This window comes from Pseudomonas sp. PS01298, from assembly GCF_029959745.1.
Classification (GTDB): domain Bacteria; phylum Pseudomonadota; class Gammaproteobacteria; order Pseudomonadales; family Pseudomonadaceae; genus Aquipseudomonas; species Aquipseudomonas aylmerensis.
Genome location: NZ_JASCPP010000036.1, coordinates 21537 through 42482 on the forward strand (window position 1 = coordinate 21537; position 20946 = coordinate 42482).

Genomic DNA, 20946 nt, shown 5'->3' on the forward strand with positions numbered 1-20946 from the left:
CGGCCAATTTAGCACATTGGCGCCTTGCCCAAAATCCCTGTCGTTGTTAGAGTTTGCCGCACTTTTTTACCCACGCGTTGCCTAGGGTCCCTTTCCCATGTTCAAGAAACTGCGTGGCATGTTTTCCAGCGATCTTTCCATTGACCTGGGCACTGCCAACACCCTTATTTACGTGCGCGAGCGCGGTATCGTCCTGAATGAGCCATCGGTTGTGGCCATTCGGACCCATGGTAATCAGAAAAGTGTCGTTGCCGTTGGCACCGAGGCCAAGCGCATGCTCGGCCGTACACCAGGCAATATTGCTGCCATTCGTCCGATGAAAGACGGCGTGATCGCCGACTTCAGTGTCTGCGAGAAGATGCTGCAGTACTTCATCAACAAGGTTCACGAAAACAGTTTCCTGCAGCCCAGCCCTCGTGTGCTGATCTGCGTTCCATGCAAGTCCACCCAGGTGGAGCGTCGTGCCATCCGTGAATCGGCGCTCGGTGCCGGTGCCCGCGAAGTATTCCTGATCGAAGAGCCAATGGCCGCTGCGATCGGTGCCGGCCTGCCGGTTGAAGAAGCCCGCGGTTCGATGGTGGTGGATATCGGTGGCGGTACCACTGAAATCGCCCTGATCTCCCTGAACGGTGTGGTGTATGCCGAATCCGTACGGGTTGGCGGCGACCGCTTCGACGAAGCGATCATCACCTACGTGCGTCGCAACTACGGCAGCCTGATCGGCGAATCCACCGCCGAGCGCATCAAGCAGGAAATCGGTACCGCTTACCCGGGCGGCGAAGTTCGCGAAGTCGATGTTCGCGGTCGCAACCTGGCCGAAGGCGTTCCACGTGCCTTCACCCTGAACTCCAATGAAGTGCTGGAAGCTCTGCAAGAGTCCCTGGCCACCATCGTTCAGGCTGTGAAGAGCGCCCTGGAGCAATCGCCGCCGGAACTGGCTTCCGACATCGCCGAGCGTGGCCTGGTGCTGACCGGTGGTGGCGCCTTGCTGCGCGACCTCGACAAGCTGCTGGCCCAGGAAACCGGCCTGCCGGTGATCGTTGCCGAAGACCCGCTGACCTGCGTCGCTCGTGGCGGTGGCCGTGCACTGGAAATGATGGATAAACACACCATGGACCTGCTCTCCAGCGAATAAGAGTTTGCTGGTTTGCCCATGTTTCGCCCGCAGGCAGCACTTTGCAGTGCTGCCTGTTGGCGTTTATCTTCTTCAATCTGCATCCAGGCCGGTTAGATGCCGTATGAATAAAGAGAACATTTGCCTGGGAGGAGCGGCTTATTAAACCGCTTTTCGCCAAAGGCCCCTCATTGGGCGTGCGCCTGCTGGTGCTGGTCGTGCTTTCGGTCGCGCTGATGGTGGTCGATGCCCGCTTTGCACTGCTCAAGCCTGTGCGTAGCCAGATGTCGCTGGTGTTGATGCAGACATACTGGATCACCGACCTGCCGCAACGTCTGTACCAGGGCGTGGCCAGCCAATTCGGCAGCCGCACCGAGCTGGTCGCCGAGAACGAAAAACTCAAGACCGAAAACCTGCTGTTGCAGGGGCGCATGCAAAAGCTCGCGGCCCTCACCGAGCAGAACGTTCGGCTGCGCGAGTTGCTCAACTCTTCCGCACTGGTCAACGAAAAGGTCGAAGTGGCCGAGTTGATCGGCATGGACCCCAACCCCTTTACCCACCGCATCATCATCAACAAAGGTGAGCGCGATGGCGTGGTGCTCGGTCAGCCGGTGCTCGATGCGCGTGGCCTGATGGGGCAGGTGGTCGAGTTGATGCCCTACACCTCGCGGGTGCTGTTGCTGACGGACACGACCCACAGCATCCCCGTGCAGGTCAACCGTAACGGCCTGCGCGCGATTGCCAGCGGTACCGGCAACCCGGAACGTCTGGAATTGCGCCACGTCGCCGATACGGCCGACATCAAGGAAGGCGACCTGCTGGTCAGTTCCGGCCTGGGCCAGCGCTTCCCGGCGGGTTACCCGGTGGCGACGGTCAAGGAAGTGATCCACGATTCCGGCCAGCCCTTCGCCATTGTGCGCGCGGTGCCGACTGCCGCCTTGAACCGCAGCCGCTACCTGCTGCTGGTGTTCAGTGACAACCGTACCCCGGAAGAGCGCGCCAACGAAGCTGCCCAGGCCCAGGAAGCGGAAGACAAGAAGAACGGCACCACGCCCATCATTCCTGCGACCGTGCCCAAGCCTGCCGCTGCTGCACCGGTTACGCCCGCGGTGGCCCCAGCTGCAGCACCTGTGGCGACCGCCGTGAAGCCCGCGACGCACACCGCGCACCCGGTTAAACCGGCGGCGACCAAACCCCCTGCGTCAACGCCAGCTGCTGCACCGGCGACCAAGCCGCCCGTGACGGCACCGGCCGCCCGCCCAGCGACCACCGCTCCGGCGACCACACGGCAGAGGGAGGAATAAATGGCCGGTACTCATTCGCGCAATGGCTGGATCGTCTGGCTGACGTTCGCCATCGGCTTGTTGCTCAGTGTTTCGCCACTGCCGCAATTCATGGAAATCCTGCGTCCGCTCTGGCTGGCGTTGTTGCTGGCTTTCTGGTCGCTGAACCTGCCGCACAAAGTCGGCATGGTCACGGCCATGTTTCTGGGCTTGGCGGAAGATGTGCTGTATGGCACCTTGCTGGGCCAGAACGCCTTGATCCTGACGCTGATCACTTTCCTGGTGCTGTCGTTGCAGCAACGCCTGCGCATGTTTCCCATGTGGCAGCAATGCCTGGTGATCCTGGTGATCTTCGGCCTGGCGCAACTGGTGCAACTCTGGCTGAGTGCCCTGACCGGCAATCGCCAGCCAACCCTGGCACTGGTGCTGCCGGCCCTGGTCAGCGCCTTGTTGTGGCCATGGATCAGTTTCGGCCTGCGTGGGTTACGTCGTCGCTATAAAATCAATTGAATGGATTGCGAGGCTCTGCCTGGTTATCGAACTCTACAGGGAGAGTCTGCAATGAATTCGCTTTACCTGGCCTCGGGCTCCCCGCGGCGGCGTGAACTGCTGACCCAGATCGGTGTGCCTTTCACCGTGGTCGGCGCCGCCATTGATGAAACCCCTCTTACCAACGAAACCGCCGTTGCCTACGTCGAGCGTCTCGCTCGCGGCAAGGCAGCGGCGGGTTTTGCTGCGCTTGAACACACCGCCGGCGCTTGTGTGCTGGGCGCCGATACCGCCGTGATTGTGGACGGCAAGATCCTCGGCAAGCCGGTAGACCAGGCCGACGCGCTGGCGATGCTGATGGCCCTGGCGGGGCGTGAGCATGAAGTGCTGACCGCCATTGCCCTGACTGACGGCCAGCGCTGCGAAACCCACTGTGTAAGCAGTCGCGTACGGTTTCGCGGGATTTCTGTCGAAGAGGCTACAACCTACTGGCACAGTGGCGAACCCCAGGACAAAGCGGGCGGCTATGCTATCCAGGGCCTGGGTTCGGTGTTCGTTGCCGGTCTCAATGGCAGTTATTCCGCCGTGGTGGGCCTGCCGGTGTGCGAAACCGCGCAACTGCTCGCCGAATTCGGCATACCCTGTTGGCAACACCTTACCGCGCGCTGAACGCCTTTAATTGCGCGCCCAGCCTTAAGCGATCGGTCACTATTGTGAAAATGCCTGAACGAGACCCAGCCATGAGTGAAGAGATTCTGATCAATATCACGCCGATGGAATCGCGCGTGGCGGTGGTAGAGAACGGTGTTCTGCAAGAAGTGCACGTCGAGCGCACCCAGAAGCGCGGGATCGTCGGCAATATCTACAAGGGCAAGGTGGTGCGAGTACTGCCGGGGATGCAGGCCGCATTCGTCGACATCGGCCTGGACCGTGCTGCGTTTATCCACGCCTCGGAAATTTCCCTGCGCGAGGGCCCGGCAGTCGAAAGCATCAGCGCCCTGGTGCACGAAGGGCAGAGCCTGGTGGTGCAAGTCACCAAGGACCCCATCGGCTCCAAGGGCGCACGGCTGACAACCCAGCTGTCGATCCCGTCGCGCTACCTGGTGTACATGCCGCGTACCGCGCATGTCGGCATTTCCCTGAAGATCGAAGACGAAGCCGAGCGCGAGCGCCTGAAAAAGGTGGTCAGCGACTGTGTGGCGGCCGAAGGTATCAAGGAAGCCGGCGGTTTTATCCTGCGCACGGCTGCCGAAGGCGCCGGTGCCGATGAAATCCTCATGGATATCCGCTACCTGCGACGCCTGTGGGACCAGATCGGCGCGCAGATCAAGACCATCGGTGCGCCCAGCGTTATCTACGAAGACCTCGGTCTGGCCCTGCGGACCTTGCGCGACCTGGTCAGCCCGAAGATCGAGAAAATTCGCATCGACTCGCGGGAAACCTTCCAGCGAACCACGCAATTTGTTGCCGAATTGATGCCGGAAATTGCCGACCGCCTGGAGCATTACCCGGGCGAGCGGCCGATCTTTGACCTGTATGGCGTCGAAGACGAAATCCAGAAAGCCCTGGAACGCAAGGTCCCGCTCAAGTCGGGCGGCTACCTGGTGGTGGACCCGGCGGAAGCCATGACCACCATCGACGTCAACACCGGGGCGTTTGTCGGTCACCGCAACCTCGAAGAAACCATCTTCAAGACCAACCTCGAAGCGGCCACCGCGATTGCCCGTCAACTGCGCCTGCGCAACCTGGGCGGCATCATCATCATCGACTTCATCGACATGGAAGACGAAGAGCACCAGCGCCAGGTGTTGCGCACCCTGGAGAAACAGCTGGAACGCGATCACGCCAAGACCAACATCATCGGCATTACCGAGCTGGGCCTGGTGCAGATGACCCGCAAACGCACGCGCGAAAGCCTGGAGCAAGTGCTGTGCGAGCCTTGCAGCAGCTGCCAGGGGCGCGGCAAGTTGAAGACCCCGGAAACGGTTTGCTACGAGATTTTCCGCGAAATCCTACGGGAGGCGCGTGCCTACCAGGCCGAAGGCTATAGAGTGCTCGCCAACCAGAAAGTGGTCGACCGGTTGCTCGACGAGGAGTCCGGCAACGTGGCAGAACTGGAAGGTTTTATCGGGCGCACGATCCGCTTCCAGGTTGAAACCATGTATTCCCAGGAACAATACGACGTGGTGCTGCTCTGATCCCCAATCGTTTTCTTTTTACGAGGCCTGCAGACCTTGATCTGCTGTCCGTCTACTGCCTTGAGGGTCGCCTGACATGGAGCGTCTGATACGCTTTTTTGCCGCTTTGACCCGTTGGGGCCTGGGCCTGTGCGCTTTGCTGCTGGTGTTGGCGGCGGTGTACGTGAGCCTGGGTCGTGAATTGACCCCGTTGGTGGCTGAATACCGCGCAGAAATTGAAGCCAAGGCCCAGGCTGCGGTGGACATGCCGCTGCAGATCGGCAGCCTCGAAGGGCGTTGGAGCGGTTTTGCGCCGGTGCTGCTGGCCCATGACGTGATGGTCGGCGAGGGCAGCAGTGCCTTGCGCCTGGACCAGGTCGAAGTGGTGCCGGACCTCTGGGCCAGCCTGATGGCGCGCGAAGTGCGTATTGCCCATCTGGAAGTCAGTGGCCTGCAATTGAGCGTCAAGGAAGACAAGGACGGCCATTGGGCCTTGCAAGGCTTGCCGGTGCAGGATGACCAGCCATTGGACCCGGAGCAGGTGCTCACGCGCATGCAGAGGGTCAAGCGCGTGTCTTTGCTCGACAGCCAGGTCACGTTGCAGCCGTACGGCCAGGCATCGCTGACCCTGACGTACGTGGGCCTGAGCCTGCACACGGGGGCCACACGCCAGCGCCTGGATGCCCGCCTGACACTGCCCGACGGCCAACCGCTGGCCCTGAGCCTGCGCAGTCGCATTCGCGCGAGCCAGTGGAAAGACGGTGCCGTCGATGCCTACCTGAGCCTGCCACAAAGCGACTGGGCCAAGTGGATTCCGGCCCGGCTGACCCAGCAGTGGAAACTCACCCAATTCAAGGCCGGCGGCGAATTCTGGTTGAGCTGGGGCCAGCGCACCGTGCAGAGCGCGGTGGTGCGCCTTAATTCGCCACAGGTGAAGGGCAGCTACGCCGACCGCAAGCCCGTGCATATCGAAAACCTCGCGCTGACAGCGTACGTGCAGCGCAGCGAGAGCGGTCTCAAGGTGTTGTTCGACTCGCTGGCCATGAACCTGGGGGACACCCGCTGGGAGTCGCGCCTGCAGCTGCAGCAAAGCCTGCCCACCGACACCGCGCAGGAGGTCTGGAAGCTGCAGGCTGACCGCCTGGACCTCACGCCGATCACCCCACTGTTGAATGCCCTGGCGCCGCTGCCCGAAGGCTTCGCCAAGACTATCGAACACCTCAAGGCCACCGGCTTGCTGCGTAATGTGCTGGTGGATTTCCGTCCCCAGGACAGCACCGACCAGAAGGTCAGCTTCGCCGCCAATCTCGAACGTGTGGGTTTTGATGCGTACTTCGGCGCGCCGGCTGCGCGCAACGTGTCCGGCAGCATCAGCGGTGACTTGGGCCATGGCGAGCTGCGCATGGACAGCAAGGACTTTTCCCTGCACCTCGACCCGATTTTCGCCAAGTCCTGGCAGTACCTCCAGGCCAATGCACGCCTGACCTGGAAACTCGACAAGCAGGGTTTCACCCTGATCGCCCCGTATATCAAGGTGCTGGGTGAGGAAGGCAAGATCGCAGCGGATTTCCTGATTCGCCTGCATTTCGACCATGCCCAGGAAGACTACATGGATCTGCGGGTCGGCATGGTCGACGGCGATGGGCGTTTCACCCCCAAGTATTTGCCCGCGGTGCTGAGCCCGGCCCTGGACGAATGGCTGCGCACGGCGATTCTCAAGGGCGCGGTCGACCAGGGTTTCTTCCAGTACCAGGGTTCGCTGAACCACGACGCATTGCCGGCTTCACGCAACATCAGCCTGTTCTTCAAGGTGCACGACGCCGAGCTGGCGTTCCAGCCTGGCTGGCCGCATGTGAGCAAGGTCAAGGGCGAAGTGTTCGTCGAAGAGAGCGGGGTGCGCATCCTGGCCAGCAAGGGCCAACTGCTCGACACCAAGGTCAAGGACGTCTACGTCAATATTCCGCACGCGCCTGAGGGCAAGGACAGCCACCTGTTGCTCACCGGCGAATTTGCCGGCGGGCTTGGCGATGGCCTGAAGATCCTGCAGGAAGCTCCGATCGGTACGGCATCGACCTTTGCCGGCTGGAAAGGCGAGGGCGACCTGAAAGGCAAGCTCGACCTGGATATTCCATTGGCCAAGGGCACCGAGCCCAAGATCGTGGTGGATTTCCAGACCGACAAGGCGCGCCTGCAATTGGCTGAGCCGACCCTGGACCTGACCCAGCTCAAGGGCGATTTCCGTTTTGACAGTGCCAAGGGCCTGAGCGGCCAGAACATCACGGCGCAGGCGTTTGACCGGCCGATCACCGCGCAGATTTTCGCCGATGGCAAGCCGGGTAGTATCAGCACCCGTGTGACGGCCAAGGGGCAGGTCACGGTCAAGCGGCTGACCGATTGGCTGAAAATCAGCCAGCCATTGCCGGTATCCGGGGATATCCCGTACCAGCTGCAGGTCAACCTGGACGGCGCCGACAGCCAGTTGATGGTCAGTTCCAACCTCAAGGGCGTGGCGGTGGACCTGCCGGCTCCGTTCGGCATGCCGGCCAGCCAGGGCCGCGACAGCACGTTCCGCATGACCTTGCAGGGTGCCGAGCGGCGCTACTGGTTTGACTATGGCGAGTTGGCGAACTTTACCTTTGCCGCGCCGCCGGACAAATTCAATGACGGGCGCGGCGAGTTGTTCCTCGGCGATGGCGATGCGGTGCTGCCCGCAGGCAAGGGCCTGCGGATTCGCGGTGTGCTCTCCGAGTTGGATATCGACCCGTGGAAAAAACTGGTCGACCGCTATGCGGGCAAGGACCCGGGCGGCAGCGCCAAGCAATTGCTCAGCGGCGCAGACTTCAAGGTGGGCAAACTGACCGGCTTTGGCACCCAGTTTGATCAGGTCAGCCTGCAACTGGACCGCAAGCCTGCCGCCTGGGGCCTGCAGCTCGACAGCCAGCAAGCCAAAGGCACGGTGAACCTACCGGACGCGAAGGGCGCTCCGATTGCGGTCAACCTGCAATACGTGAAACTGCCGGCGGTGGACCCGACGGTGCAGGCCGACGAGAACGCCCCGGACCCATTGGCCGACGTCGACCCCAAGGACATTCCGGCCCTGGATATTGCGATTGATCAACTGTTCCAAGGGCCCGACCTTGTCGGGGCGTGGTCACTGAAAATCCGTCCGACCGCCAAGGGCCTCGCCTTCAACAACCTGGACCTGGGGCTCAAGGGCATGCAGCTCAAGGGCGCCGGTGGCTGGGAAGGTGCGCCGGGAGCCAGCGGCAGCTGGTACAAGGGCCGCCTGGATGGCAAGAACATCGGTGATGTGCTCAAGGGCTGGGGCTACGCGCCGACGGTCACCAGCAAGGACTTCCACCTGGATGTGGACGGTCGCTGGCCCGGCTCGCCGGCTTATGTCGGGCCGAAGCGTTTCTCCGGCAGCCTGGACGCGGCTTTCCGCAGCGGCCAGTTCGTTGAAGTGGAAGGCGGCGCCCAGGCGCTGCGGGTGTTCGGCCTGCTTAACTTCAACTCCATCGGCCGCCGTTTGCGCCTGGACTTCTCCGACCTGCTCGGCAAAGGCCTGAGCTATGACCGGGTCAAAGGCTTGTTGGCCGCCAGCAATGGCGTGTTCGTGACCCGTGAGCCCATCACCATGACCGGGCCGTCGACCAACCTGGAGCTCAACGGCACCCTGGACCTGGTGGCCGATCGGGTCGACGCCAAGTTGCTGGTGACCCTGCCCGTCACCAATAACCTGCCGATTGCTGCGCTGATCGTGGGGGCGCCGGCCATTGGCGGCGCGTTGTTCCTGATCGACAAGCTGATCGGCGACCGTGTGGCGCGCTTTGCCAGCGTGCAATACAAGGTGGAAGGCCCGTGGAAGGATCCAAAAATCACCTTCGACAAGCCATTTGAAAAACCAAACTGAGAGCCTGTGGAGTAGCATGGCCGCATGCCTTCTATGGAGTAGCGGCCCATGTCCTTTGCGGTAATTCAAATGGTCAGCCAGAGTGATGTGCTGGCCAATCTCGCCCAGGCCCGGCGTTTGCTGGAGCAAGCGGCGGCAGGCGGTGCGAAACTGGCGGTATTGCCGGAAAACTTTGCCGCCATGGGCCGCCGCGACGTGGCCGCTATCGGTCGCGCCGAGGCATTGGGTGAAGGCCCGATCCTGCCATGGTTGAAACAGACCGCCCGCGACCTCACCTTATGGATAGTGGCCGGCACTGTACCGTTGCCGCCCAGGGACCATCCGGATGCCAAGGTCAATGCCTGCTCGCTGCTGATCGATGATCAGGGCGAGATCGTTGCCCGCTACGACAAGTTGCACCTGTTCGATGTGGATGTGGCGGATGCCCGGGGTCGTTATCGCGAATCCGACGACTATGCTTTCGGTGGCAACGTGGTGGTGGCGGATACGCCGGTGGGCCGGTTGGGCCTGACCGTGTGCTACGACCTGCGCTTTCCGGAGTTGTACAGCGAGTTGCGTGCGGCGGGGGCTGAATTGATTACGGCGCCCTCGGCCTTCACCGCAGTGACCGGCGCCGCGCACTGGGACGTGCTGATTCGCGCACGCGCCATCGAGACCCAGTGCTACTTGCTGGCGGCAGCCCAGGGGGGCGTACATCCGGGCCCTCGGGAAACTTACGGCCACGCGGCGATCGTCGACCCGTGGGGGCGTGTGCTGACACAACAGGATCAAGGCGAAGCGGTGTTGCTGGCCGCACGCGACAGCAGTGAACAGGCGTCGATACGGGCGCGCATGCCGGTGGTCAACCATCGGCGCTTTTTCTCGCAGGGCGCGCAGCGACCTGCTTCAGAACGATGAATTTAAGGCCAAACCTATGAGCGAGTTGTTGTCCTCAGTCAGTGAACACCTCCTGGCACCCGGTGGCGTGACCATCGAAAGTCTGCAAACCGTGCTCGGCGATCTGGCCGGGCCCGGCATCGACGCCGCCGACCTGTATTTCCAGGGGCAGATTTCCGAGTCCTGGGCGCTGGAAGATGGCATCGTCAAGGAAGGCAGTTTCAACCTCGACCAAGGCGTGGGCGTGCGTGCGCAGTCCGGTGAGAAAACCGGCTTCGCCTACAGCAACGCAATCACCCTGGAGGCCCTCGGCCTGGCCGCGCGTGCTGCGCGTTCGATTTCCCGCGCCGGCCAGAACGGCACCGTGCAGGCGTTCAGCACCCAGGATGTGGCGCAATTGTATGCGCCGGATAACCCCCTGGAAGTGATCAGCCGCGCGGAAAAAGTCGATTTGCTCAAGCGTATCGATGCGGCCACCCGCGCCCTCGACCCGCGTATCCAGCAAGTCACCGTGAGCATGGCCGGTGTGTGGGAGCGCATCCTGGTGGCCTCCACCGACGGTGGCCTGGCGGCGGATGTGCGCCCGCTGGTGCGGTTCAATGTCAGTGTGATCGTCGAGCAGAACGGCCGTCGCGAGCGCGGCGGCCATGGCGGCGGCGGGCGTACCGACTATCGTTATTTCCTCACCGATGACCGCGCCATGGGGTATGCCCGTGAGGCGCTGCGCCAGGCGCTGGTCAATCTGGAGGCGATTCCGGCGCCGGCCGGCACGTTGCCGGTGGTGCTGGGGTCGGGCTGGTCCGGTGTGTTGCTGCACGAAGCGGTCGGTCATGGCCTGGAAGGCGACTTCAACCGCAAGGGCAGCTCCGCCTACAGCGGGCGCATGGGCGAGATGGTCGCGTCCAAGCTGTGCACGATTGTCGATGACGGCACCCTGTCCGGTCGCCGTGGCTCGCTGAGTGTCGACGACGAAGGCACTCCGACCGAGTGCACCACCCTGATCGAAAACGGCGTGCTCAAGGGCTACATGCAAGACAAGCTCAACGCCCGCCTGATGGGCGTGGCGCGCACCGGTAACGGCCGTCGCGAGTCCTATGCGCACCTGCCAATGCCGCGCATGACCAACACCTACATGCTCGGTGGCGAAAGCGATCCGGCGGAAATCATCGCCTCGGTGAAGCGCGGTATCTACTGCGCCAACCTCGGTGGCGGCCAGGTGGATATCACCAGTGGCAAGTTCGTGTTCTCCACCAGCGAGGCGTACCTGATCGAAGACGGCAAGATTACCGCGCCGGTCAAGGGGGCAACGTTGATTGGCAACGGCCCGGAAGCCATGAGCAAGGTGTCGATGGTCGGCAACGACCTGGCGCTGGACAGCGGCGTGGGCACGTGCGGGAAAGATGGGCAGTCGGTGCCGGTGGGTGTCGGCCAGCCAACGCTGAAGATTGATGCGATCACCGTGGGTGGCACGGGGTCGTAAGTCGTGGAGCGCCGGGTGGCGAAGGTCGCCACCCGGGGAAGAGGATCAGCGCAGGCCGCGTTGAGTCTCGTCCAGCTCACGGATGTACTTGAAGATTTTACGGCTGGTGGCCGGAGCCTTGTTTTGCGCCAGTTCGTGCTGGGCCTGACGAATCAGGGAGCGCAGTTGCTGGCGGTCCGCGTCCGGATAATCCACTACAAACTTCTCCAGTACAGCGTCATCGCCCGAGATCAGGCGGTCACGCCAACGTTCCAGGTTATGGAAACGTTCGTTGTACTGGCGAGTGGAGGCATCGAGTTGATCGAGCAAGGTCAGAATGGCGTCAGTGTCCTGGTCGCGCATCAGTTTGCCGATAAACGAGATGTGCCGTTTACGCGCGATATTCGCGGTGTGCTTGGGCGCATCCGCCAGGGCCCGGCGCATTTCGTCGGTCAGTGGCAGTTTTGCAATCAAGTCCGGCTTGAGCGTCGTAAGGCGCTCGCCGAGGTCAACCAGAGCATGCAGCTCACGTTTGACCTGGGATTTGCTTTTCTCCCCATCGAGGGAGTCGTCGTAAGAATCAACCATGGTGGCAGTCCGCAAAGAAACGCCGCCATGATAACCAGTCGGGGGCCGCTTGTCCGGCCCGGTCGCTCGATGGCCTTAACCGAAAGCAGAATTTGAGTGGAGAAAACCATGAGTGCAGCCCAAAGCGTCGGTCCGCAAGCGTTACCGGCACTGCAGGAACAAGTCGAGCAGATCCTTGCCGAGGCCAAGCGCCAGGGGGCCAGCGCCTGTGAAGTTGCGGTGTCGCTGGAGCAGGGGCTGTCGACGTCGGTACGCCAGCGGGAAGTCGAAACCGTCGAATTCAACCGTGACCAGGGCTTTGGCATCACCTTGTACGTGGGCCAGCGCAAGGGTTCGGCCAGCACTTCGGCGAGTGGTCCGGAGGCGATTCGCGAAACCGTGGCCGCCGCCTTGGCAATCGCCAAGCACACCTCCGAGGATGAAAGCTCGGGCCTGGCCGATAAAGCGCTGATGGCCAAGGACCTGAAGGACTTCGATCTGTTCCATGCCTGGGACATCACCCCCGAGCAAGCCATCGAGCAGGCACTGACCTGCGAGGCGGCGGCGTTCGACGCTGATGCCCGCATCAAGAACGCTGATGGCACCACGTTGAGCACCCATCAGGGCTGCCGCGTGTATGGCAACAGCCATGGTTTTATCGGCGGTTATGCATCCACTCGACACAGCTTGAGCTGCGTGATGATCGCCGAGGCCAATGGCCAGATGCAGCGTGACTACTGGTACGACGTGAACCGCCAGGGCGATTTGTTGGCGGACCCTGCCAGTATTGGCCAGCGCGCTGCACAACGTGCCGCGAGCCGCCTGGGCGCGCGCCCGGTGACGACGTGCGAAGTGCCAGTGCTGTTTTCCGCGGAGCTGGCCGGCGGCTTGTTCGGCAGTTTCCTGGGGGCGATTTCCGGTGGCAACCTGTACCGTAAATCATCGTTCCTGGAAGGCGCGATCGGCCAGCAGCTGTTTCCGGAGTGGCTGACCATCGACGAACGTCCGCACCTGATGCGGGCCATGGGCAGTTCGGCGTTCGACGGCGATGGCCTGGCGACTTATGCCAAGCCGTTCGTCGAGAAAGGTGAATTGGTGTCCTACGTGTTGGGCACCTACTCGGGCCGCAAACTCGGCCTGCCGAGCACTGCCAACTCCGGTGGCGTGCACAACCTGTTCGTCACCCACGGCGACGAAGACCAGGCGGCGTTGTTGCGGCGCATGGGCCGTGGCCTGCTGGTGACCGAGTTAATGGGCCAGGGCTTGAACATGGTCACCGGGGATTATTCGCGCGGTGCGGCGGGGTTCTGGGTCGAAAACGGCGAGATTCAATTTGCCGTCCAGGAAGTCACCATTGCCGGCAATATGCGCGACATGTTCAAGCAGATCGTTGCGGTCGGCAATGATCTGGAACTGCGCAGCAACATTCGCACGGGTTCGGTATTGATCGAACGGATGACCGTCGCCGGCAGCTGACCGTAGCGAGGTTCAACCAAAGCGCGTTATCCCACGGATAGCGCGCTTTTTTTATGCCTGCCTGACAGGTCGATTACTCCGCCGCCATTGCGTTGATTCTCAATATCATTTAATAATAAATATCATTACCGAATGAGTGTGGATCATGAGTTCTGTCCTGCATGAGGATCCGTACCTGGAGAGCTGGCGCTGGATGAGTCGTCAGATTCGCTGTGGCCTGGATCCGAATGAACCTCGCCTGATCGAACATTACCTCAATGAAGGGCGATACCTGGCGTGTTGCACGGCCATCCATCCGTGGACGATCGCTGAAACGTCATTCCGGCTGCTGATCGACACCGCCAGCGATATCGCCTTGCCCTGGCACTGGCGATCCCTGTGCCTGGACCAGGCCTGGCGCCCGCTGCGCGACCTGGAAAAACTCTCCCGCTGTGCCTGCCGCCTCAAGCGCTGGCAGACCTTTGCCTGGCAATTGGCGACCTGCGAATTGCTGCCGTCTATTTCTCACTCCGACCTGGTGCAAGGATCTAACGATGAGTAACACCCGTATCGAACGCGACAGCATGGGCGAACTGCAGGTACCGGCCGAGGCCTTGTACGGTGCGCAAACCCAGCGTGCGGTGAACAACTTTCCGATCAGCCATCAGCGTATGCCGGCGCAGTTCATCCGCGCCCTGATCCTGGCCAAGACGGCGGCCGCCAAGGTCAACGTCGACCTCAAGCAAATCAGCGAAGGGCAGGGCAAGGCCATCGTCGATGCCGCCCAGGGCTTGCTCGAAGGCGATTTCATGCAGCACTTCCCGGTGGACATCTTCCAGACCGGTTCCGGCACCAGCTCCAACATGAACGCCAACGAAGTGATCGCGACCCTCGCCAGCCGTTTGCTCGGCGAAGCGGTCAATCCCAATGATCACGTCAACTGCGGGCAAAGCAGCAACGACATCATCCCGACCACGATCCACGTCAGCGCCGCGCTGGTGCTGCACGAGCAAACATTGCCGGCACTGCTGCACCTGGTACAGGTGATCGAGCAGAAGGCCGAAGAAGTCCATCCGTTCATCAAGACCGGCCGTACTCACCTGATGGACGCCATGCCCGTGCGCATGAGCCAGGTGCTCAACGGTTGGGCGCAGCAGCTCAAGGCCAATATCGGTCATTTGCAGGACCTGCTGCCGAGCCTGCAGGCCCTGGCCCAGGGCGGTACGGCGGTGGGCACGGGGATCAATGCGCACCCGGAATTTGCTGCACGCTTCAGCCAGCAACTGAGCAGCCTGACCGGTGTGAAGTTCACCCCGGGCAAGAACCTGTTCGCGTTGATTGGCTCCCAGGACACCGCCGTCGCCGTCTCGGGCCAGTTGAAAGCCGTTGCCGTCTCGCTGATGAAAATCGCCAATGACCTGCGCTGGATGAACTCCGGCCCGCTCGCCGGCCTCGGTGAAATCGAACTGGAGGGCCTGCAGCCTGGCTCGTCGATCATGCCCGGCAAGGTCAATCCGGTGATCCCGGAAGCGACTGCGATGGTCGCCGCGCAGGTGATCGGCAACGACAGTGTGATCACCATCGCCGGCCAGTCGGGCAATTTCGAGCTGAACGTGATGTTGCCGATCATCGCGCAGAACCTGCTCAGCAGCCTGGAACTGCTGGCCAATTCCAGTCGCCTGTTGGCGGACAAGGCCATCGCCAGCTTCAAGGTCAACGAAGCCAAGCTCAAGGAAGCGCTCTCGCGCAACCCGATCCTGGTCACCGCACTCAACCCGATCATTGGTTACCAAAAGGCCGCTGAAATCGCCAAGAAGGCCTATCAGCAAGGCCGCCCGGTGATTGATGTCGCCCTCGAGCACACCGACTTGCCGCGCAGCCAACTGGAGGTCCTGCTGGACCCGGAAAAGCTCACGGCCGGCGGCGTGTAATCACCGACACTGCTTTGGAGGCTCACCATGGAGCATTGGAAACGCACGATCGAACGGGCCAATCGCTGCTTTATGCAGGGCGAGCTGGTAGACGCTCGCGAGGCCTATCTACAGGCCCTGGCCCTGGCTCAGGTGTTGTTCGAGCGCTGGGCGGATGCCGACGAAGCGGTGGCGGCTTGCGTCATTTCCCATCACAACCTGGCGGACCTGCACCTGCGCCTGAACCAGCCGGAGGAGAGCGCCGAATACCTTTGCGCGATCCACCAGCGCCTCTTGCAGACCATGCAGGACCCGCGCCTGAGCCCGCAATTGCGTGAAGCGGCCCTGCGCCAGAGCAGCAAGACCTACGTCGAGCTGTTGAATTTCATCAGCGACCACGGCGAGTACCCGCGTACTCATCGGCTGCTGGGCAGCACGGCGGCGCCCTCGGATGCGTCGACTCGCAATAGTCCTTATTACGGAGCACATTGAAATGTCCTACACCTTACCTGCCCTGCCTTACGCCTACGATGCCCTGGAACCGCATATCGATGCGCAAACCATGGAGATTCACTACACCAAGCACCACCAGACCTACATCAATAACCTCAATGCTGCGGTCGAGGGCACTGAGTTCGCCGGCTGGCCGGTAGAGAAACTGGTCTCCAGCGTGCAACAACTGCCGGAAAAACTGCGTGCGGCGGTCATCAACCAAGGCGGTGGCCACGCCAACCACTCGTTGTTCTGGGCGGTGATGTCGCCCAAGGGCGGCGGCAAGCCAGAAGGCGCGCTGGGCAAGGCCATCGACGAGCAACTGGGCGGTTTCGACAGCTTCAAGGAGGCGTTCACCAAAGCCGCGTTGACGCGTTTCGGCAGTGGCTGGGCCTGGCTGAGCGTGACACCGCAAAAGACCCTGGTGGTGGAAAGCAGTGGTAACCAGGACAGCCCGCTGATGAACGGCAATACGCCGATCCTGGGCCTGGACGTCTGGGAACACGCTTACTACCTGCTGTACCAGAACCGTCGCCCGGAATACATCAATGCCTTCTACAGTGTTATTAACTGGCCGGAAGTTGCCGCGCGCTATCAGGCCGCCCTGGCCTGATCTTCACCCTTCATAACCCGATCTAAGGCCGACTATGGGCACGCAAACACTGGCGATCAGCAGCGGACGAATGTTTCGTTATGCGTTTGGCTCGCTGCTGCTATTGGCAGGTACTGCATTGTTGGTGGCCCATGGGCTGGCCTGGCTGGACCTGGAGCCGCGTATCTTGCGCGCCCTGCAGGGCGGGTCAATCTGTGCACTCGGCACGGCACTCGGCGCGGTGCCGGTGTTGGTGATTCGGCGGATGCCGGTGGCGTTGAGCGATACATTGCTGGGCTTTGGCGCCGGGGTAATGCTGGCGGCGACGGCGTTTTCGCTGATCGTGCCGGGCATTGCCGCGGCTGAAGGCCTCGGGCTCTCGCCCTGGGGCGCCAGTGGCTTGATCAGCTTCGGCATCATGCTGGGTGCATTCGGGTTGTATCTGGTTGACCGCAAGGTCTCCGGCGCAAGCCCGGAAATGTTGGTGGGCACGCCGGACAACCCGGTGATCCCGCCGCGCATCTGGCTGTTCGTGTTTGCCATTATTGCCCACAACATTCCGGAAGGCATGGCGGTGGGCGTTTCCGCCGGCGGCGGCATGCCGGACGCCGACAGCTTGGCCATGGGCATTGCCTTGCAGGACGTGCCCGAAGGGCTGGTGATTGCGTTGGTATTGGCCGGGGCCGGGATGTCGCGGGTCAAGGCCTTCCTGATCGGAGCCGCGTCAGGCTTGGTGGAGCCGGTATTTGCAGTGCTTTGCGCATGGCTGGTGAGTTTGGCCGAGGTGCTGTTGCCGTTGGGCCTGGCCCTGGCTGCTGGCGCGATGCTGTTGGTGGTGACCCACGAAGTGATCCCGGAGTCGCGGCGCAATGGTCATGAGAAGCTCGCCAGCCTGGGATTGTGCATCGGGTTCTGCTTGATGATGGTGATGGATACAGCCCTGGGGTAAACCGCTCCCGGTTAGGCGTCGGCTCGCCGGCGCTCGGTCGCGGTCTTGAAGGATGCTATCGCCGGCAAGCCGGGCTCCTACGGAAGGTTATTCGCCTTCGTCGAAGAAGTTATTGATCAATGCCACCAGTGCGGCCATTGCTTCGTCTTCCTGCTCACCTTCGGTCTTCAGATGAATCTTGGTGCCCTTGCCGGCAGCCAGCATCATCATGGCCATGATGCTCTTGCCGTCGACCATGGATTCCGGGGTGCGCCCGGCGCGGATCTGACAGGGAAACTGCCCGGCAACACCGACGAATTTGGCCGAGGCGCGGGCGTGCAGGCCCAGCTTGTTGATGATTTCAATTTCCAGAGCGGGCATCGCGGGGGTGTTCCTTTCAGCTAAGGTCGCGGTGGCGAACCTGGACGTTCTTGAGGGTTTGTTGCAGCACCTGGCCCAGGCGCTCGGTCAGGTAGACGGAGCGGTGGTGGCCGCCGGTGCAGCCGATGGCGATGGTGACATAGGCGCGGTTGCTCGCGGCAAAGCGCGGCAGCCATTTGAGCAGGTAGCTGGAGATGTCCTGGAACATCTCCTCCACATCCGGCTGCGCTGCCAGGTAATCGGCCACCGGCTGATCCAGCCCGGACTGATCACGCAGTTCCGGTTTCCAGTAGGGGTTGGGCAGGCAACGCACATCGAACACCAGGTCGGCGTCCACCGGCATGCCCCGCTTGAAGCCAAAAGACTCCACGAGAAATGCGGTGCCAGGCTCCGGCTGATTCAGCAGGCGCAGCTTGATGGCATCGCGCAGCTGGTACAGGTTGAGGCTGGTGGTGTTGATCTTGAGGTCGGCGAGGTCGATGATCGGCCCCAGCAACTTGGTCTCATCTTCGATGGCTTCAGCCAGCGAGCGATGAGGGCTGCTGAGCGGGTGGCGTCGGCGGGTTTCGGAGAAGCGCTTGAGCAGCGTCTCTTCGTCGGCGTCCAGGTACAGCACATCGCAATGAATGTGTTTGGCGCGCACTTCCTCGAGCAATTGCGGAAAGCGCTCAAGGTGGCTGGGCAGGTTGCGGGCGTCAATCGAAACAGCGACCAGGGGTTGCGCCAGTTCGGTGTGGATCAACGCACGTTCCGCCAATTCCGGCAGCAGGCCGGCGGGCAGGTTGTCGATGCAATAGAAACCGTTGTCCTCAAGAACATTGAGGGCGGTGCTTTTACCCGAGCCGGAGCGGCCGCTGACGATGATCAAACGCATGATTACTGCCCGTTTTGTTCATCCAGGACAACCTGATAGAGCGCCTCACTGGTGGCAGCGCTGCGCAGTTTGTCGCGTACTTCCTTGCGGTCGAGCATGCTGGCGATCTGCCGAAGCAGCTCCAGGTGCGCATCGGTGGCAGCCTGTGGGACCAGCAGTACAAACAGCAGGTCGACCGGGGCGCCGTCGATGGCGTCGAAATCGATAGGTTTTTCCATGTGCAGCAAGGCGCTGACAGGTGTTTCACAGCCTTGCAGGCGGCAGTGTGGAATGGCGATGCCGTTACCAAAACCGGTCGAACCCAGTTTTTCACGGGCGATCAGCGACTCATAGACAACTTGCTCATCCAATTCAGGCACTTGGCCATGGATCAGTTTGGCAATTTCTTCGAGGGCTTTCTTTTTGCTGCCGCCCGGCACGTTCACGAGGGAACGGCCGGGGGTCAGGATGGTTTCAAGTCGGATCATGGGGGGAGAGTTAACGACCTGTACCTTGCATCAGGTGCAGATTCTTTTCCTTATGCTTTATGAGTTGGCGGTCCAGCTTGTCGTAGAGCGAGTCGATCGCCGCGTACATGTCCTCATGTTCCGCATTGGCGACGAGCTTGGCATTCGGTACGTGCAGGGTGGCCTCGATTTTCTGCTTGAGCTTATCGACCTCCATGATGACCTGCACGTTGGTGATCTTGTCAAAATGCCCCGCAAGTTTGTTCAACTTGCTCTCGGTGTACTCACGCAGGGGCTTGGTGACTTCCAGCTGGTGTCCACTGATGTTGACTTGCATACAGCTTCTCCTTCGTTGCCAGTGCATAAAGCGGCAGGCCGGGGTGCCTGCCACTGGAACGCTTTGGCCCGCCCGTCACATCAAACGCTTTCGCTCGCTGGAAGGCGCGATCCCAAGGGATTCGCGGTACTTGGCGACGGTTCGACGGGCGACCTGAATGCCTTGTGCCTCCAGTAAACCAGCGATCTTGCTGTCACTCAACGGCTTTTTCTGATTTTCCGCGGCAACCAGTTTTTTGATGATCGCGCGAATCGCCGTGGACGAGCATTCGCCGCCTTCAGAGGTGCTGACATGGCTGGAGAAAAAGTATTTCAGCTCATATATACCGCGTGGGGTATGCATGAATTTTTGCGTGGTCACCCGCGAGATCGTCGATTCATGCATGCCCACCGCCTCGGCGATGTCGTGCAGGACCAGCGGTTTCATTGCTTCGTCGCCATATTCCAGGAAGCCGCGCTGATGCTCGACGATCTGGGTGGCGACTTTCATCAGGGTTTCGTTGCGGCTTTGCAGGCTCTTGATGAACCAGCGCGCTTCCTGCAATTGGTTGCGCATGAAGGTGTTGTCGGCGCTGGTGTCGGCGCGGCGCACAAAACCGGCATATTGCGGGTTGACCCGCAGGCGTGGCACGGATTCCTGGTTCAGCTCCACCAGCCAGCGCTCGTTGTCCTTGCGCACGATCACGTCAGGCACCACGTATTCGGCTTCGCTGGACTCGATCTGCGAGCCCGGACGCGGGTTGAGGCTCTGCACCAGTTCGATGACCTGGCGCAGGTCGTCTTCCTTGAGCTTCATGCGGCGCATCAGCTGGCTGTAGTCGCGGCTGCCGAGCAGGTCGATATAGTCGGTCACCAGGCGCTGGGCCTCGACCAGCCAAGGGGTCTTGGCTGGCAGTTGGCGCAGTTGCAGCAACAGGCATTCACTGAGGGTGCGCGCGCCAATGCCGGCGGGCTCGAACTGCTGGATGCGGTGCAGGACGGCTTCAATCTCGTCCAGCTCGATATCCAGCTCCGGATCGAAGGCTTCGAGGATCTCTTCGAGCGTTTCGTCCAGATAACCCTGGTTATTGATGCAGTCGATCAGGGTCACGGCGATCAGGCGATCGGTGTCCGACATCGGCGCCAGGTTCAGTTGCCACAGCAGATGGCTCTGCAGGCTCTCGCCGGCTGAGGTGCGCGTGGTGAAGTCCCATTCGTCATCGTCGTTGCTGGGCAGGCTGCTGGCGCTGGTCTGGTAGACGTCTTCCCAGGCGGTGTCCACGGGAAGTTCGTTGGGGATGCGTTCGTTCCAGTCGCCTTCCTCAAGGTTATCCACCGTTGGGGCGGTTTCCTGGTAGGAGGGTTCCTGCACGTCGGAATTGGGTTTTTGCTCGATGTTGTCGGCCAGCGGGTCTGCATTATCGAAGTCGTCGCCTTCTTCCTGGCGTTCGAGCATCGGATTGGACTCCAGGGCCTCCTGGATTTCCTGTTGCAGGTCCAGGGTCGACAATTGGAGCAGGCGGATGGCCTGTTGCAGCTGCGGTGTCATCGTCAGCTGCTGGCCCATTCTCAGGACTAGCGATGGTTTCATGGCAGGGGCTTAACACCTTATTCGCCGGCGCAATGCGCCATCCACGACAGGGCGCGTGAGCGCCAAACATAAGCAAATTATATG

General features: G+C 61.5%; 20 protein-coding genes. 14 read left to right on the plus strand and 6 right to left on the minus strand.

The window, feature by feature from the left end; all coding sequences use genetic code 11:
• Positions 1–97: 97 nt before the first annotated feature.
• The 8 genes from mreB (at position 98) to tldD (ending at position 11332) form a co-directional block, all read left to right on the plus strand.
• On the plus strand, positions 98–1135 hold the full coding sequence (gene mreB / locus QMX97_RS14825) for a rod shape-determining protein MreB (RefSeq protein ID WP_002555108.1): 1038 nt from the start codon (positions 98–100) through the stop codon (positions 1133–1135).
• Between the two features lie 140 nt (positions 1136–1275).
• Positions 1276–2418 carry a rod shape-determining protein MreC gene (gene mreC / locus QMX97_RS14830; RefSeq protein WP_201146303.1) on the plus strand — a complete coding sequence of 381 codons (1143 nt, stop codon included), beginning with the start codon at positions 1276–1278 and terminating at the stop codon, positions 2416–2418.
• Complete coding sequence (gene mreD, locus QMX97_RS14835; protein WP_003171788.1) at positions 2419–2907, plus strand: rod shape-determining protein MreD; 489 nt, start codon at positions 2419–2421, stop codon at positions 2905–2907.
• A 51-nt stretch (positions 2908–2958) separates the two neighbouring features.
• Entirely contained in the window at positions 2959–3555 is a 597-nt protein-coding gene (locus QMX97_RS14840) for a Maf family protein (RefSeq protein ID WP_282397145.1), read from the plus strand.
• 71 nt (positions 3556–3626) lie between these two features.
• The gene (gene rng / locus QMX97_RS14845; RefSeq protein WP_010213134.1) at positions 3627–5084 is read left to right on the plus strand and encodes a ribonuclease G; all 1458 of its coding nucleotides are present in this window, start codon (positions 3627–3629) and stop codon (positions 5082–5084) included.
• Positions 5085–5160: 76 nt separating this feature from the next.
• Positions 5161–8976, plus strand: a complete 3816-nt coding sequence (locus QMX97_RS14850; RefSeq protein WP_282397146.1) for a YhdP family protein — start codon at positions 5161–5163, stop codon at positions 8974–8976.
• A gap of 48 nt (positions 8977–9024) precedes the next feature.
• Positions 9025–9873 (plus strand): carbon-nitrogen hydrolase family protein, encoded by an 849-nt coding sequence (locus QMX97_RS14855; RefSeq protein ID WP_106805147.1) that lies wholly within the window; start codon positions 9025–9027, stop codon positions 9871–9873.
• 16 nt (positions 9874–9889) lie between these two features.
• Positions 9890–11332 carry a metalloprotease TldD gene (tldD, locus tag QMX97_RS14860; protein WP_282397147.1) on the plus strand — a complete coding sequence of 481 codons (1443 nt, stop codon included), beginning with the start codon at positions 9890–9892 and terminating at the stop codon, positions 11330–11332.
• A 45-nt stretch (positions 11333–11377) separates the two neighbouring features.
• Here tldD and yjgA read toward each other — a convergent pair whose 3' ends face one another.
• Complete coding sequence (yjgA, locus tag QMX97_RS14865) at positions 11378–11899, minus strand: ribosome biogenesis factor YjgA (protein WP_065900703.1); 522 nt, start codon at positions 11897–11899, stop codon at positions 11378–11380.
• A gap of 108 nt (positions 11900–12007) precedes the next feature.
• On the opposite strand from yjgA, the gene pmbA reads away from it, so the two are divergent.
• The 6 genes from pmbA (at position 12008) to QMX97_RS14895 (ending at position 17276) form a co-directional block, all read left to right on the plus strand.
• Positions 12008–13354, plus strand: coding sequence for a metalloprotease PmbA (gene pmbA, locus QMX97_RS14870; RefSeq protein ID WP_282397148.1), 1347 nt, complete (start codon positions 12008–12010; stop codon positions 13352–13354).
• Positions 13355–13499: 145 nt separating this feature from the next.
• Positions 13500–13895: a FagA protein gene (locus tag QMX97_RS14875; RefSeq protein ID WP_282397149.1), complete on the plus strand. Its 396-nt coding sequence runs from the start codon at positions 13500–13502 to the stop codon at positions 13893–13895.
• Entirely contained in the window at positions 13888–15264 is a 1377-nt protein-coding gene (locus tag QMX97_RS14880; RefSeq protein ID WP_282397150.1) for a class II fumarate hydratase, read from the plus strand. Before QMX97_RS14875 ends, QMX97_RS14880 begins: the two co-directional genes overlap by 8 nt.
• 27 nt (positions 15265–15291) lie before the next feature.
• Positions 15292–15735, plus strand: a complete 444-nt coding sequence (locus QMX97_RS14885; protein ID WP_065900711.1) for a hypothetical protein — start codon at positions 15292–15294, stop codon at positions 15733–15735.
• A 1-nt stretch (position 15736) separates the two neighbouring features.
• The gene (locus QMX97_RS14890; protein ID WP_065900714.1) at positions 15737–16348 is read left to right on the plus strand and encodes a superoxide dismutase; all 612 of its coding nucleotides are present in this window, start codon (positions 15737–15739) and stop codon (positions 16346–16348) included.
• Positions 16349–16382: 34 nt separating this feature from the next.
• Entirely contained in the window at positions 16383–17276 is an 894-nt protein-coding gene (locus tag QMX97_RS14895) for a ZIP family metal transporter (protein WP_065900716.1), read from the plus strand.
• An 87-nt stretch (positions 17277–17363) separates the two neighbouring features.
• Here the strand turns inward: QMX97_RS14895 and QMX97_RS14900 are convergent, their stop codons facing one another.
• The 5 genes from QMX97_RS14900 to QMX97_RS14920 form a co-directional block, all read right to left on the minus strand.
• Positions 17364–17636, minus strand: coding sequence for an HPr family phosphocarrier protein (locus QMX97_RS14900; protein ID WP_016974292.1), 273 nt, complete (start codon positions 17634–17636; stop codon positions 17364–17366).
• Positions 17637–17652: 16 nt separating this feature from the next.
• Positions 17653–18510: an RNase adapter RapZ gene (gene rapZ / locus QMX97_RS14905; RefSeq protein ID WP_065900719.1), complete on the minus strand. Its 858-nt coding sequence runs from the start codon at positions 18508–18510 to the stop codon at positions 17653–17655.
• Between the two features lie 2 nt (positions 18511–18512).
• The gene (gene ptsN / locus QMX97_RS14910) at positions 18513–18977 is read right to left on the minus strand and encodes a PTS IIA-like nitrogen regulatory protein PtsN (RefSeq protein WP_065900720.1); all 465 of its coding nucleotides are present in this window, start codon (positions 18975–18977) and stop codon (positions 18513–18515) included.
• A 10-nt stretch (positions 18978–18987) separates the two neighbouring features.
• Positions 18988–19293, minus strand: coding sequence for a ribosome-associated translation inhibitor RaiA (gene raiA / locus QMX97_RS14915; protein ID WP_003171804.1), 306 nt, complete (start codon positions 19291–19293; stop codon positions 18988–18990).
• Between the two features lie 75 nt (positions 19294–19368).
• The gene (locus tag QMX97_RS14920) at positions 19369–20862 is read right to left on the minus strand and encodes an RNA polymerase factor sigma-54 (RefSeq protein ID WP_065900722.1); all 1494 of its coding nucleotides are present in this window, start codon (positions 20860–20862) and stop codon (positions 19369–19371) included.
• Between the last annotated feature and the right edge of the window lie 84 nt (positions 20863–20946).